14 protein-coding genes, 1 tRNA gene and 1 rRNA gene are annotated in these 14801 nt (G+C 60.8%); 5 read left to right on the top strand and 11 right to left on the bottom strand.

Translation table 11 applies throughout. From position 1 onward, the window contains the following. The first annotated feature begins 2 nt into the window (after positions 1-2). Complete coding sequence (locus KHO30_RS39575; RefSeq protein WP_266212432.1) at positions 3-137, top strand: hypothetical protein; 135 nt, start codon at positions 3-5, stop codon at positions 135-137. Between the two features lie 6 nt (positions 138-143). Here KHO30_RS39575 and KHO30_RS22870 read toward each other — a convergent pair whose 3' ends face one another. Both KHO30_RS22870 and KHO30_RS22865 read right to left on the bottom strand, forming a co-directional pair. Further along, positions 144-1454 carry an MFS transporter gene (locus KHO30_RS22870; RefSeq protein ID WP_093646684.1) on the bottom strand — a complete coding sequence of 437 codons (1311 nt, stop codon included), beginning with the start codon at positions 1452-1454 and terminating at the stop codon, positions 144-146. Between the two features lie 245 nt (positions 1455-1699). Next, entirely contained in the window at positions 1700-2443 is a 744-nt protein-coding gene (locus KHO30_RS22865) for a GntR family transcriptional regulator (RefSeq protein ID WP_211702430.1), read from the bottom strand. A 155-nt stretch (positions 2444-2598) separates the two neighbouring features. On the opposite strand from KHO30_RS22865, the gene KHO30_RS22860 reads away from it, so the two are divergent. Both KHO30_RS22860 and KHO30_RS22855 read left to right on the top strand, forming a co-directional pair. Further along, positions 2599-3897: an MFS transporter gene (locus KHO30_RS22860; protein ID WP_211702429.1), complete on the top strand. Its 1299-nt coding sequence runs from the start codon at positions 2599-2601 to the stop codon at positions 3895-3897. Between the two features lie 2 nt (positions 3898-3899). Then, complete coding sequence (locus KHO30_RS22855; protein ID WP_211702428.1) at positions 3900-4835, top strand: amidohydrolase family protein; 936 nt, start codon at positions 3900-3902, stop codon at positions 4833-4835. Between the two features lie 45 nt (positions 4836-4880). On the opposite strand, the gene KHO30_RS22850 is transcribed toward KHO30_RS22855, so the two are convergent. The 8 genes from KHO30_RS22850 to KHO30_RS22815 form a co-directional block, all read right to left on the bottom strand. After that, positions 4881-4957: transfer RNA gene (locus KHO30_RS22850), tRNA-Val, on the bottom strand. Between the two features lie 112 nt (positions 4958-5069). Next, positions 5070-6560 carry a M81 family metallopeptidase gene (locus tag KHO30_RS22845; protein ID WP_211702427.1) on the bottom strand — a complete coding sequence of 497 codons (1491 nt, stop codon included), beginning with the start codon at positions 6558-6560 and terminating at the stop codon, positions 5070-5072. Then, positions 6557-7837, bottom strand: coding sequence for a Zn-dependent hydrolase (locus tag KHO30_RS22840; protein WP_200653907.1), 1281 nt, complete (start codon positions 7835-7837; stop codon positions 6557-6559). The genes KHO30_RS22845 and KHO30_RS22840 overlap by 4 nt, the downstream gene beginning before the upstream one ends. Before the next feature lie 39 nt (positions 7838-7876). After that, entirely contained in the window at positions 7877-8578 is a 702-nt protein-coding gene (locus KHO30_RS22835) for an ABC transporter ATP-binding protein (RefSeq protein WP_211702426.1), read from the bottom strand. Next, a complete protein-coding gene (locus KHO30_RS22830) occupies positions 8575-9342 on the bottom strand; it encodes an ABC transporter ATP-binding protein (protein ID WP_211702425.1) in 768 nt (255 codons plus the stop codon). The genes KHO30_RS22835 and KHO30_RS22830 overlap by 4 nt, the downstream gene beginning before the upstream one ends. Beyond that, positions 9339-10406, bottom strand: a complete 1068-nt coding sequence (locus KHO30_RS22825; protein ID WP_211702424.1) for a branched-chain amino acid ABC transporter permease — start codon at positions 10404-10406, stop codon at positions 9339-9341. Before KHO30_RS22825 ends, KHO30_RS22830 begins: the two co-directional genes overlap by 4 nt. After that, on the bottom strand, positions 10403-11263 hold the full coding sequence (locus KHO30_RS22820) for a branched-chain amino acid ABC transporter permease (RefSeq protein WP_093646663.1): 861 nt from the start codon (positions 11261-11263) through the stop codon (positions 10403-10405). Before KHO30_RS22820 ends, KHO30_RS22825 begins: the two co-directional genes overlap by 4 nt. A 72-nt stretch (positions 11264-11335) precedes the next feature. Next, positions 11336-12544 (bottom strand): ABC transporter substrate-binding protein, encoded by a 1209-nt coding sequence (locus KHO30_RS22815; protein ID WP_211702423.1) that lies wholly within the window; start codon positions 12542-12544, stop codon positions 11336-11338. A 270-nt stretch (positions 12545-12814) separates the two neighbouring features. Between KHO30_RS22815 and KHO30_RS22810 the strand changes: the two genes are divergently transcribed. Together KHO30_RS22810 and KHO30_RS22805 are read left to right on the top strand one after the other, a co-directional pair. Beyond that, a complete protein-coding gene (locus KHO30_RS22810) occupies positions 12815-13660 on the top strand; it encodes a FadR/GntR family transcriptional regulator (protein WP_093646658.1) in 846 nt (281 codons plus the stop codon). 397 nt (positions 13661-14057) lie between these two features. Then, positions 14058-14522, top strand: a complete 465-nt coding sequence (locus tag KHO30_RS22805) for a hypothetical protein (RefSeq protein ID WP_093646656.1) — start codon at positions 14058-14060, stop codon at positions 14520-14522. A 195-nt stretch (positions 14523-14717) separates the two neighbouring features. Here KHO30_RS22805 and rrf read toward each other — a convergent pair. Further along, positions 14718-14801, bottom strand: a 5S ribosomal RNA gene (gene rrf / locus KHO30_RS39770); the annotation flags it as partial.

Genomic DNA, 14801 nt, shown 5'->3' with positions numbered 1-14801 from the left:
GCATGAAACGTATTGCAGCATTTGCAGCGACGAGCTGGTCGGCCGCGGCCCTTCTTTACTTCGGACAGCATTCGGTAGCGCTGATCGTGGTAAGCGGGGTTGTCGTGCTGGCCGGCTTCGACCTGCTCCGTCCCTGACGGGATCTACGTCGGACGAATCGTCGCCGACTCGAGCGTCATCCTGCGGCGCGCGCCGATCAGCGCGGCCAGAGCCGTGCCGATCCCCAACGCAAACAGGCACGCCGTCGGCACCAGCATCGGCGCAACATGGCTGTGCGCCACCTTGCCGACATAAGGCATCAGGTTCTGCCCGGCAAAGCCGCCCAGATTGCCGATTGCGTTGATCGCCGCCACGCTCGCTGCGGCCCTTGCGCCAGAGAAGAATCGCGGGGGCAGCGACCAGAAGCACGGATAGAGCAAGGGGATGCACGCCCCGCCCAGACACAGCGCGGCAAAACGCAGCGACGCTGTCGGCAGAACCAGGCTCGACGCAAAGCAAACGACGCCGATGCCGGCCACCACGCTCATCGCCTTCAACACGACGCGCTCACGCTTGAGCTTCCCAGGCAGCCACAGCAGAAGCAGTGTCGCGAGCGCCCACGGAATCATGTTCAGCAGACCGTTCAGCGACGACGACACGCCATCGCTTTTCAGCAGCGTCGGCATCCAGTAGGTCACCCCGTACAACGACGTCGACATCAGCATGTACGTCAACGCGAACATGAGAACCTTCGGATCGAGCAACGCGCCCCAAGGCCGCGTCGCCTTGGCATCATCCGACGCTTCCCGCTTGAGCGCGGCGATGACGACATCCTTCTCCTGCTGCGAAAGGAACGGCGCTTCCTGCACCGAATTCGGCAAGAATTTGAGCGCGACGAACGCAATCAGAATGGCGGGAATGCCGGTGGCGATGAACACCCACTGCCAACCCGCGAAACCCCACGTGCCGCCTAACGTCAGCAGAAGACCGCCGACCAGCGAGCCCAGCATGTTGGCGAGCGAGCTACCCAGCGTGAAGAACCCCAGCACTTTGGTGCGATAGCTTTGCGGGAACCACTGCGTAAGGTAGTAGATGACGCCGGGATAGAAGCCGGCTTCGGCAACGCCCAGTGCGAAGCGAAAGGAATAGAAAACGGGCAGCGAGCGCGCGAACGCCATCAGCACCGTGACCACACCCCAGGTCATCATGATCCGCGCGAGCCAGGTCCGAGCGCCGAAGCGATGCAATGCCAGCGTGCTGGGCACCTCGAAGATAAGGTAGCCGATGAAGAACAGCGAAGCGCCGAGGCCATATGACGCCTCCGTCATGCCGAGGGCATGCACCATCTCCAGCTTGGCGAAACCGACGTTCTGGCGGTCGATAAACGAAATCAGAAACATGACGATCAGAAGCGGCATCAGCCGCCACGCCATCTTCCTCATTACCTGCTGCTCAAATCCTGCCTGCGTAGACATGTCCGCTCCGGTTTTCTCGCCGGCCGCCTTCGCCTTTCGCTTCGCGGCATGGCAGCCGCTACGTCCAGGGAAACGGCCAGATTGATGTAGTCATATATATGTTTATATGAACTGGCATCGGACACCATGGGGTGATACCCGGATAGGCGCGTGCAGCCCCAGCGATTTCTAGGGGCGCCGCGTTCAAAAAGCGGGGGGTGAGGTTGAGGCGGATCAGCTCCGCTGTATTCCAGCGAGTCACTGACTCAGCGGATTTCCACCTGGTACTGAAACGTCGTGGCTGCGCCGCGCGTGCTACGCCATTCGAACGGCGTGCCCGCGAAGTCCGATGCGACACGCTGGACCTGGATGACAGGGCTGCCGACCGCTACATCGAGAAGCGAGGCATCGTCGGATGTGGCTTGTTCTACTCTTAAGATTTCCGTGGCGGACGCCACGATCTGCCGGCAAAGACGTTCATACAACGGATACAACAAGTCCTCGAAATCGTCGAGCGACAACGTGGCCAAGGGTTCGAAACGCGCACGCGGCAACCAGATTTCTTCAGACAGAACCGCCTGGCCTTCGATCAGGCGCACACGCGAGAGGTGGATCGCTTTCTCAGAGGCTTTCATGCCCAAAGTAGAGCGAATTTCTTCGCCGGGTTTCACGATCTCGCGCTTGAGCACGCGCGCGGTCGGCCGCACCGGCTCGCCGTCGCGCGACTTGAAACGGAAGAAACGAAACAGCGACGAATCGAAACGGGGCCGGCGAATAAACGTGCCCTTGCCCTGGCTGCGCGTGAGCACGCCGTCGACAACGAGCAGATCGATCGCCTTACGAACCGTGCCAGTGGAGACGTTATAGAACTGCCCCAACTCCGCCTCCGTGGCGATGGGTTCCTCCAGCGCCCATTCGCCTGCGGCAATGCGGCCAACCAGGTCGTCACGCAATTGCTGATAACGGGGCAACCGACCATCCGGCTTGGTCACAAAAGAGGTTGCGTCCATAGCATTCATATAGTTGTTCAGAGGAGTAACTACTGTACAACATCCCGCGGCGGCGACGTGAGCAAGGGTTAATACTCAATGACTTTTGGCGACTTTGCGACCACCATTCATACAGTCATATATATGACTACATGATAAGCACGACGGAGACGGCTATGTTCACGTGGTACAAGCAAGGCACGCCCCTCGAACGCAACACCTTCTGGGGGTGCTTTGCGGGTTGGGGGCTCGACGCGCTCGATGTGCAAATGTTCACCCTCGCCATCCCCGCGATCATTGCCGCGTACGGCATCGACCATACGCAGGCCGGCGCGATCAGCAGCGTCACCTTGATATCTTCGGCGCTCGGCGGCTGGATCGCCGGCGCGTTATCGGACCGCATCGGACGCGTCCGGACCTTGCAAATAACGATCCTCTGGTTCGCCGGCTTCACCTTTCTCTGCGCGTTCGCGCAAAACTTCCCGCAACTCCTGGTTCTCAAGGCGCTGCAAGGATTCGGATTCGGCGGTGAGTGGGCGGCAGGTGCGGTATTGATGGCGGAAACCATTCGTACCGAACACCGCGGCAAGGCGATGGGTGCCGTGCAAAGCGCCTGGGCGGTCGGCTGGGGTGCAGCCGTGCTGGTGTATGCAGCGGCGTTCTCCTGGTTGCCGTCGGACACCGCATGGCGTGTAATGTTCGCCGTCGGCCTCGTGCCCGCCGGCCTGGTGCTATTCGTCCGGCGCAATCTGAAGGAACCGGCACGCGTCGCGCCGGCAAGCGCGGCCCCCAAGGTGTCGGTGCTCGGGCAGATAACCCAGGTCTTCCAGCCGCGCGTGCTCCGGACCACCGTGATCGGCGCCGTGCTGGGCACTGGCGCACATGGCGGGTACTACGCGATCATGACCTGGCTGCCCACCTTCCTCGCCAAAGAACGGCACCTGTCGGTTCTGAACACCGGTGGCTATCTGGCGGTCGTCATCGTGGCTTTCTGGTGCGGCTGCATGGCGAGCGCCTATCTGCTCGACCGCATTGGCCGTCGGCGCAATGTCGCCCTCTTCGCGTTCTGCTGCATCGTGACGGTTCTCGCTTACGTGATGCTGCCGCTGACCAACACGCAAATGCTCGTGCTGGGCTTCCCGCTCGGTTTGTTCGCCGCAGGCATCCCAGCGAGTCTCGGCCCGCTGTTCAACGAACTGTATCCGGCCGACATGCGCGGCACAGGCGTCGGATTCTGCTACAACTTCGGACGGATCGCTTCGGCGGGCTTCCCTGTGCTCGTCGGCTACATGAGTCATTCGATGTCGCTCGGTATGGCAATCGGAATCGACGCGGCCATTGCTTACGGTCTCGCGATGATCGCCGTGTTGCTGCTTCCCGAGACGCGCGGCAAACGTCTGCGTGGCGTGGTGCCAGAATCGGCGCCCGATGCCGTCGACAACGCGCGATTGACCCTGGACCCGCCGCGGGGTTGATCATGGGTGCTCCCGTATCCGTCGCCCAGTCCCACTCCCGCCGCGTGGACACTCACGCGCATGTCTTCGAGAGAGGTTTGCCGCTCACGGATAGCCGGCGCTACGCGCCGGGCTACGACGCCACGCTCGACACGTATTTGCAACTGCTGAACACGCACGACATCGGGCGCGCGGTTCTCGTGCAGCCGAGTTTTCTCGGGACGGACAATCGCTACCTGCTACAAGCACTGTCGCGAGATACGCACCGCTTAAGGGGCGTAGCGGTCGTTGCGCCCGATGCTTCAGAGGAAACGCTGGCGGACCTACATGGTCGCGGCGTAACCGGCATACGGCTCAATCTGATCGAGCAGGCATTGCCGGATCTGGGCGCGAAATCATGGACGCCGTTGCTTGAGCGATTGTCGAGGTTGGGTTGGCACGTCGAACTGCACCGGAATGCGCAGGACCTGGCACCGATGCTCGACCGCTTGCTCGAAGCTGGCGTACCCGTGGTCGTCGATCATTTCGGACGCCCCGACCCAGAGAAAGGAATTCACGATCCCGGCTTCAAGAGGTTGCTCGGTTATGGCGCAACCGGTCGCGTGTGGGTCAAGGTCTCGGGCGCGTACCGATGTGCAGTTCCGGGTTCGGGTTTTGTGCGTGAGGCGACGAGCCTGCTTGTCGAACACTTCGGCGCTGAGCGGCTGATGTGGGGAAGCGACTGGCCCCATACTCAGTACGAGCAGGTGATGAACTACGGCCAGTCGTTATCGACGCTATTGGAACTCGGCCTGGACAAAGCGGTGGTTGACGCGATTCTATGCACAACCCCCGCGTTGTTTTACGGATTCGAACAGCGAACGAATCACGCTGTGGCGAAATACGGGCAATACGAAGGGGATAAACTGACAGGACAGCCGCACGATGATGAAGTGCGCCGATGTGATGCGAGAACATGACAGTAGACGAAAGCGGAGCCGCCTTCGTCTACGTCACATATGCGTTGGTAGGCTCGATTGGATTCGAACCAACGACCCCCACCATGTCAAGGTGGTGCTCTAACCAACTGAGCTACGAGCCTTTAGAGGCGCGAATTATAGAGACTCCGGACGCGTCGCACAAGCCCTGCGGGACAAGTATGTTCATGGGCGAATGTCCGTCGATTCGTCGTGTGGATCGTTGTTCAACCCGCTTCAGTTTGTCGACGCCCATTCGGTCTGCGCGTCCAGCGGAAACACCGGCCGCTTCACGTGCTCGAACCTGAACAGTCCGTAATCCGAACTCGTCACACCACGGCTGTCGCACTCCACCAAGCCGGCGGCGATCGGCACAAAAACCGGCCGGCAGTACATGCGTGATTTGAGCAACAGGAAACGCGCGCGGCGCGGATCGATGCCGACGCTCTCGAACACGCCGAGGTCCCACGGTTCGTGTGTGCGCTCGGTCATCACGAGCTTGACCGTGCCGGTGTCGAGCACGGCCGCGCGCCCCATGAATGCACGCTGGCCTGTGTAGGTCGGACCGCTGATCACGTATTCGCCATCGGTCAGCGCGCGCACTACGCCGGTCACGGCAACCGGCGGCCGCGGCGTCACCGCGCTGCTTGCGACCTTGTTGCCGATCGTCACCGTCACCGTGCTGCCGACTCCCGCAGCCATCAGCGCCGCGACGGCCTGCGGATCGCACAACGGGCCGCTCACAACCCCTTCGAGCTTCTGCTTGAGCGCTTCCTCCAGCAGGTCCATCGTGTCGCACGTGCCGCCCGACATGCAGTTGTCGCCGTGATCGAGCAGCAGTACCGGTTTGTCCGTGCCCTGTGCGAGCGCCGCGGCCTGTGCGACAGATTCGGCCAGCGCCGCACTGCGATAAACGAAATCTTCGCGCTCGTTCCAGATCTGTCGCGCGATGCGCTCCGCTACCGATTCCGCTTTCGCACGGTCACCGTTCGCCACCACGACGACGCTGATACATGGCGCCGCGATGTCAGCGAGCGAAAAGCCGGACAACACCGACACAGCCAGCACGCCATCGACCTCTGCCGCGCGTGCGGCGTCTACCGCGCGCTTCATCGCACCTTCGGTCGTCGCGCTGCGCAGCGTATGCGTGAGCAGCGGCGGCTGGCGCCATGCGATCACCGGCTTCGCCTTGCCGTGGACCAGGTCGAACAGCAGACGCGCCGCATGCGCGCCGGTCTCGTACATATCGACGTGCGGATAGGTTTTGAAACTGACGATCACGTCGGCGTTATCGACCATCTTCTGCGTGACGTTGCCATGCAGATCGAGTGCGACGGCAATCGGCGCGTTCGGCAACGCGGCGCGCACGCGTTCGAGCAGATCGCCTTCGCCGTCGTTCGTATTTTCGGCGACCATGGCACCGTGCAGGTCAAGCATCACGGCATCGCAACCCGTTGCGGCCGCAACGATTGCCTCGCAGATCGCGTCGTACGCGGCGGCTTCGACGGGTCCGCTCGGATTCGCCGATGCGGAAATGGGCGTCACGATCCCGGCATGCTCGCGCTCGGCTGCGTCGATGAACGCGGCCATTGCCGTCTGCATGCCCTTGTTTTCGTTGAACGCGTCTTCGCCGTAGCTCGGGCCATTGCGGCCGAACGCTGCAAGCGGCGTGGCCACCGGCGAGAACGTATTGGTCTCGTGGTTCATCCTTGCAATCAGGACTTTCATGCTTCCGTGCCCCCCGCCGTTTGCGCGGCGTTCAGCATCGCCTGCAATAGCACGTTGCAGCCGGCTTCCAGATGGTCCGCGCGCGCGTCTTCGATTTCGTTGTGGCTGATGCCGTCCTTGCACGGTACGAAGATCATCGCTGCTGGCGCGACGCGTGCGAGATAAACGGCGTCGTGGCCCGCGCCGCTGATGACGTCCATCGACGAAAATCCGAGCGTGTCCGCGCCCTGTTGAACCGCGGCGACCAGATCCGCCGCGAACGGTTGGGGCGGGAAATACACCACTTGTTCGACGTCGACCGTGATGCCGGCCTTCTCACCCGCGGTCGCACAGGCAGCGCGTAGTGCGGCATCCATCTCTGTGAGCGAGGCATCGTCAGCGGCCCGCAGATCGGCCGTCAGGGTCACGCGGCCTGGAATCACGTTGCGCGAATTCGGATGCACGTTGAGCCAGCCGACCGTGCCGCGCCCATGCGGCGCGTGATCGAGGGCAATGCGATTCACCGCGTGAATCAGATCGGCCGCAGCGAGCAATGCGTCGCGGCGCAGTTCCATCGGTGTAGGGCCGGCGTGCGCTTCCATGCCGTGCACTGTCACGTCGTACCAGCGCTGACCTAACGCGCCCTGTACGACGCCGATCGTCGTGTCATGCGCCTCCAGCACCGGCCCTTGTTCGATATGCGCTTCGAAATACGCGCCGACTACATGAGGCTTCCCACTGTCACCCGCATAACCGATTGCCGCGAGCGCGTCGCGCACCGAAATACCCTCGCGATCGCGTTGATCGAGCGCATGCTCCAATGTGAACGCACCGGCGAACACGCCTGAACCCATCATCACCGGCACGAAACGCGAGCCCTCTTCATTGGTCCACACCGCGACCTCCAGCGGTGCGAGCGTCCGCACGTTGGCGTCGGCCAATGTGCGCAACACTTCAAGACCAGCCAGTACGCCGTAATTACCGTCGAACTTGCCGCCTGTGGGCTGCGTATCGATGTGGCTGCCGGTCATCACCGGTGGCAGGTCGTCACGCAACCCCGCACGACGCACGAAGATATTACCGATCGCGTCGATCCGCACGCTGCAGCCAATCTCCTTTGCCCACGCGATAAAGAGGTCACGCGCCTTGCGATCCAGGTCAGTCAACGCGAGCCGGCATACACCGCCTTTTTCCGTCGCGCCGATTTGCGCGAGTTGCATGAGACTGTCCCAGAGCCGCGCACCGTCGACACGCAGATCAGCGAGCGTCGCGACGGTTGTTGATTCATGAACTTGCATCGATGCTTCCTCGTACTCGTAATGAAGACAGCGTGGGCGTTAGACGACGCCCACGCCCAGATAACGGTCCTTGATCGAATCGTCGGCGGCGAAGGAAGCGTTGTCGCCTTCGTAGACGATCACACCTTGTTCGATGATGTAGTGGCGATCCGCGAGTTGTGTGCAGACTTCCAGGTTCTGCTCAACCAGCAGAATCGCGACGCCCGCTTCACGGATCAACTTGAGTTGCGCGACGATCTCTTCGACGATCACTGGCGCGAGGCCTTCAACCGGTTCGTCGAGCATCAACAGTCGCGGATGATTCATCAACGCACGGCCGATCGCGAGCATCTGTTGTTCGCCGCCGGAGAGTTGTGCACCACCGTTCGTGCGCCGCTCTTTCAGCCGTGGAAATATGCGGTAGATGTCTTCGAGTTGCCACGGCGAATCCTTGCGCGCGCCGAGCCTTAGGTTTTCTTCGACGGTCAACAGGCGAAAGACGCCGCGATGTTCGGGCACGAAGCACACGCCTCGCGAAGCTATCTTGTGCGGCGGCATGCCGTTGATTGTCGTGCCGTTGAACATCACCGTACCGCGCTGCGGTGTGACAACACCGGCAATGGCCTTGAGTGTGGTCGACTTACCTGCGCCGTTACGACCCAACAGCGTGACCGTTTCACCATCGTTGATTTGCAAGGAGACACCTTGCAGGATGTGACTCTTGCCGTAGAAGCCGTGCATCTGCTGAACGTCGAGAATCATGCGCGGCCTCCGGTAATCATGTTGCCGAGATAGGCACTGCGCACACGCTCGTCGCCGCGAATATCGTCCGGGCGCCCTTCCACCAGCACGCGCCCTTGTTGCATGACGGTGATCGTGTCGGAGATATCCATCACGATGCCCATGTTGTGTTCGATCAGCACGACGGTGTAATCGTCACGCAGGCCACGGATCAACTGCTTCATGTCGTCGAGGTCGTCGATGCCCATGCCGGAAGTCGGCTCATCCAGAAAGATCGCCTTGGGCCGCGCTGCGAGCGCCATGCCGACTTCAAGCCGTCGCTGCTGGCCGTGCGATAGCGCGCCCGCCGGCACCTCGCTAAAGCGCTGCAATGCGAGGCGTTCAAGCACACTGTCGACGGTGTCCGCGTGAGTGAGTGCACCATGCGGCGGCGTCCATGCGTTCAATGCACGCACCGCGTCGACACCTTGCGCGGCAAGCCGCAGATTTTCGCGCACGCTCAGATTGGCGAACAGGCTCGTCACCTGGAACGAACGCGCGACGCCGCGACGCACGCGTTTATGGTCCGGCTCATGCGTCACGTCGTGACCGTCGAAGATGATCTTCCCGTCGGTGATGGGCAACGTACCCGTCAACACGTGAAACAGCGTCGTTTTGCCCGCTCCATTCGGACCGATCACTGAGTGCACGGTGCGTGGCATGACGCGCAGATTGACTTCGGAGAGCGCCGTGAATTTGCCATACCGCTTCACCACGCCGCTCGCTTGCAGAATCGCTTCGGTCATATGCGCTCCTCAGTTGCGTGGTTGCCAGTATCGTTGTCAGCGTCTGCGGATGAGTTACGCCGCAGCGCCTGCCAGATTCGTTCGCCCAAGCCCCATAGCCCGCGCTGCATGAAAAGGCTAACGGCGATCAGCACGATGCCGAGCAGCAACAGCCAGCGCGGCCATAGCGTGGACAACCAGTCGGCGAACAGCACATAGAACGCTGCGCCCAGCACCGAGGCGAACAGATTGCCCGTGCCACCGATCACCGTCATCACGAGAATCATCTCGCTCGTGTGGTAATCGATGTTGGACAGTGGCGCGATGCCGGTCATCAGCGCATGCAACGCGCCAGCGAGGCCCGTCACTGCGCCGGAGATCACGAACGCCATGAGCTTGAAGCGTTTGACGTCATAGCCGACTGCGGCCGCACGCGCCTCGTTGTCGCGGATCGCCAGCAACGTGCGGCCGAATACCGAATGCGAGACACGCATCAGCAACCAGAACACCACGAGGAACAGCACGGCGACGAAAGCGTAGTACTGCCACGGCGAAGTCAACGGTAAGAGTGCCTTGCCGAATAACCCCAGCGCCGGGCGTGGGATGTCGAGCAAGCCGTTGTCACCTCCGGTCAGATCGGGCGTGGTGTAGGCGAGGAAGTAGAACAACTGCCCGAATGCAAGCGTCAACATGACGAAGTACGTGCCGCGTTGACGAATCGAAAACCAGCCGACCAGCGCCGCGGCAGCCGCGCCGATCACGATCGCGGCAAGCAGCGCCACAGGTATCGGCATGCCCGTTTTGGTCAGGACGAGGCCCGCACAATAGCTGCCGAGTCCGAAGAAGATACCCTGCCCGAAAGAGAGCAAACCCGTATGGCCGAGCAGCAGATTGCAACCGAGCGCGGCGAGCGCGAACACGAGTACTTCTGTGGCTAACGATCCGGAACGTAACGTCAGCGGCAATACGCACACGACCAGTAACGCAAGCAACAGGAAGCGATAGCGATGCAACGCATGCTTCAAGCTGCGTTGAGCCGGCCGGGAAGAGGCATCCTGAACAGCAGGTTTCGAGGTATCGATCATGCCGCTCTCCCAAGCAGGCCGTTCGGCCGTAGCAGCAGCACGGCGGCCATCGCGACATAAATCATCAGCCGTGCGCCTTCCGGCCACAGCGTACTCATCACGCTCTGCACGATGCCGACCAGCAGTCCGCCTACCAGCGCGCCCAGAAAGTTGCCCATTCCGCCGACTACCACCACGACGAACGCGACGCTGAGCGCCTCGATGCCCATGAACGGATCAACGCCGCGAATCGGCGCGGCGAGCACACCGGCCAAAGCGGCAGTGGCGGCGCCTAGCGCGAACACCAGGCTGAAAACACGCATCACGTTGATGCCAAGAAGCGACACCATTTCCGTCGATTCACTGCCGGCGCGCACCGCGCTACCGAGCCGTGTGCCCTCCAGCACCCACCACAACAGCGCAGCCAGCACAGCCGTGAAGCCGATCACAAACAGGCGGTACTTCGGATATACGAAACTGCCCCAGATCACCACGCCGTTCAGCATGTCGGGAACCGGCACGTTGTCGCCGAGCGGCCCCCAGACCAGGATCGCACATTCCTGCACGACGAGGGCGAGACCGACCGTCACGAGAATATGAAACTCATGCTGTTGCGCGTAGACGTGCCGCAGAATCAGCTTCTCAACGATCCACGCAAGCGCACCGACGACGATCGGCACGACAACGAGCGCGGTCCAGAAATTCATCGACCACTGCATCGCCTGATAGCAAAAGTACGCGCCGAGCAGATAGAACGCACCGTGCGCGAAATTCACGAAGCGCAGCAGGCCGAACACGATCGACAAACCGACCGCGAGCAGGAAATACAGCATTCCCACTCCGATGCCGTTGACGATCTGCAGGAGATAAACGTTCATGGCGTCCGTCTAAAGGGTGTAGCGATGGAGTTTCGCTAATGAGCGTGCCGCGTTGCTTGCGGCGCTGATGCATCAGGCCATCTTGCAGCCGGTCCTGTCGAGCGGGAGGAACGACTGGCCGGAGCTCACGATATCCGCGTAGTCGTCGGCGTTTTTCATCTTGTTCTTCGCCTTGCCCTTCAACAGATAGTAGTTCTTCAGCACCTGATGGTCGCCCTTGCGGACTTCCTCCGGACCGGTCAAGCCGTCGTACTTCATCCCCTCGAGCGTTGCGACCACCTTCTTCGGATCGACTGTGCCCGCTTTCACGATGCCGTCGAGCAGGATCTTTGTGCAGATGTAAGAACCCGCGAGGCTGTAGTTGGGATTGGCCTTGAACGCGGCATTGCTGCGTTTGACGAGATCGCGATTGAGCGGCGAGTCGATGTCGTGCCAATACTGTGCGCCAAAATAGACGCCTTCGCACAGGTCAGCACCGAGCGATTCGAACTGCTCCAACCCGGAAGCCCACGCGAGCAGAATCGTGCAATTGTTCTTCATGCCGAAACTCACGGCCTGGCGCAACGTATCGGACGATTGCGAACCGAAGTTGAGAATCAGCAGGACGTCAGGCTTCGCGGCGACTGCATTCGTCAGATAGCCGCTGAATTCCTTCTCGTTGAGCGAGTGGTAGCTATTGCCCACGTGCTCAATGCCCTTCTCCTTGAAAATCGCCTTGGCCGCCGATAGCAGACCGTCGCCGAATACGTATTGCGGCGTGATGGTGTACCAGCGCTTGGCTTTTGGCATCATCTGGATCAACGGACGCACGGTCTGCTCGATCGCACCGTAGGTCGGCACGGACCAGCGGAAAGTTGCGTCGTTGCAGTCCTTGCCGGTGATTTCGTCCGCGCCTGCTGTGGTGACAAAGATGCCACCGGCCTTCTGCACTTCCTTGCCCATCGCCAATGCTTCGGAGGACAAAATACCGCCGGCAAAGAAGCGTGCATTCTTCTGCTGCGCAATTTCCTGCACCCGGCGCACGGCTGTTGCGGGTTTGCCTTCCGTGTCGAGCACCGTGTACGCGAGCGGTTGACCGAGTACCTTGCCGTACTGCTCGATAGCGAGCTTCATGCCGAGGTCGGCATACTTACCGTTCGCCGCGAACGGGCCCGACATCGGCACCGGACAGGCGAACTGCAAGGTGCCGGCCTGCGCGAACGCGCTACGCGCGACCAGCGAGCCCAACGTCCCCGGAACGGCCGACAACGCGGCCAGCTTCAACATATTTCGGCGATTCAAAATGACGCTCCTTAAGAAAGAGACACGCACTGACCGACTGCGAAACTGAAAGACTGCGCGAACGACGACGAAAGCCTGCTGGCCGCCGAGAAGTTTTCCACCACACCGGCTTTGTTCTATTTATCATGATAAATAGGTTGGACTCGATCGTAGGTACAATAAATTCGAGTGTCAATAAGGCAAAATTCCTGGCAGCGGCGTGGCTTTCCGCGCCATGACGGGCCCGGCGGCCCGTCGAAAGCGCGCAGGACAAAACTGGGAGTAACGAAAATGGCCATCGACCGCGCCAAGGCTGGCGCCGCGATTGAGATCAAGCAGCAAAAGCGTGGCGATCTGGTCGCCGAAGAGATCAAGCGGCTCATCACAGAGAAAGACCTGAAACCGGGTGACCGCCTGCCGCGCGAGGTGGAACTGCAGCAGCTCTTTTCGGTGAGCAAGAGCACGATTCGCGAGGCGCTGAAGTCGCTCGAGGTGCAAGGTCTCATCAAGGTGACCACGGGCCCAAGCGGCGGCGGCATGGTGGTTGAAGTGCCGCTCGATCGCACGCTACAGCTCTTGCAGAACTACCTGTTCTTCAAGGATGTATCGATCGACGATATTTACACCGTGCGTAAATTGCTGGAGCCGGAGCTAGCGGCGGGTGCGGTGCCGCATCTGACGGAGCAGGACTTCGAGGCGCTCGAAGCAAGCATTGCGTGCTGCGACCGGCCGGCTTCGTCACATGGCGGACAGGACATCGTTCGGCAACGTCAGGAAGACGTCAATTTTCACGACATCCTCGCGGCGGCGAATCCCAATCCGTTCCTGCGCTTCAGTTGCGAGTTGATCAACGAAATGATCCGGCAATTGATCGAGTTTCGTAACGACACGCCGCAAGTCGAACATGAACGTTTCGGTCTCGCCAACGTGAAGATTCACAAAGCGATCACGAAAGCGGCGCGTGAACGCGATGTGGAAAAGGTGCGCGAGCTAATGGTGGTTCACATGACCGAAGCACCTCGCTATGTGAAGCGGATGAAGGGCAAGTTGCGCGGCCGGCTGATTCTCGATTCGGAGATTCGCCGACGCGTGAGGGCGCGCAGTGTGGCACCGGTTGATGAGCCGGATCAGGAGTGAAGCCGATCTGGCAGGTGCTGCGGCTGGGTGGCGCGGCGTCTACAACGGAATGTGCTCGGCTTAGGTCAGAAGTTTACTAACAGCGTGTTCACGGTCGACCAAACCGCCGGGACACGACGACCAGGCAGGGCCGGTATGTCCGAAATTGCCATGATGCGGGACCCGGTAGTTCCAGAGACTGTTCGATCCGAGGCTGCGACAAAACAAGGGAAATCGGAAAAACCGTGCAATCGAGATGGAAGCTCGAGTGCACCGGTCAATCTATGCCAATTGGCTTAAGACAGCCATCCCACCGCTTTCGACGACCAAATTGGGGTGTGATAGCCGCGCAATAAGGACTCAACCTTTTACCGCCCGCGCCGTTATTGCATCTGCACAGGCATAACACTGGACCGTCATGGCACAACCTATTCCGTTTTCCCGCAAAACTGGCGCTGCACGTGCTCGGCATGACAAAGCCATGCTGTTGCCCATCGCACGGCAGGTCGCCGACGACCTTGCCCTGCGCGTGCATCTGGCGCTCGATGCCTTGCGCCGGGGTGCCGGCAGCACGAGCGATGCGCAAACGCTCACCCAGGTCATGCTGTTGACGGGTTTTCTGGCTGAATCGGGTTTTGGCTCGACGACTGGCGAGCAGATCGGTGCGGCGGAGAGAGCGGTGTCAGCGGTTTTCGATATCGGCCGTGAGACCGGCGAGTGGAGATTGGACAGCGCAGGGTTCGCGCTTTTCGCCGAAATCGCATCAAACTACGATCGGCAACTGCACAGCGCACCCCTTTGGGCGATCACCGACGCCAGTGAACGGCTTGACCGCTTCACCGCAGGCTTGTCGTATCAGACGCCGGTGCGGAAAAGGGCTTAAACGGATGAGATGATGCAGGACGGTGAGGGGAGTACCGTCGGCGATTTTGCGGCATTACGGATAGGGGTGAGACCAGAAGAACCGGAGCGCTTCGGGCAAAGTCTCACCGCGGCGATGTTTTCAGACGCCTGCTTTTTTGCGCCGTAAACGCAGAAACCCCACCTTTTAGGGTGGGGTTTCTGATGCTGCTGGGGAGCCTGACGATTACCTACTTTCACACGGGAATCCGCACTATCATCGGCGTGGAGTCGTTTCACGGTCCTGTTCGGGATGGGAAGG

The organism is Paraburkholderia aspalathi (assembly GCF_905220735.1).
In the GTDB taxonomy this organism is placed as follows: domain Bacteria; phylum Pseudomonadota; class Gammaproteobacteria; order Burkholderiales; family Burkholderiaceae; genus Paraburkholderia; species Paraburkholderia aspalathi.
Note: the sequence above shows the minus strand (reverse complement) of the source record. Positions and strands in the feature narration are given on the sequence as shown.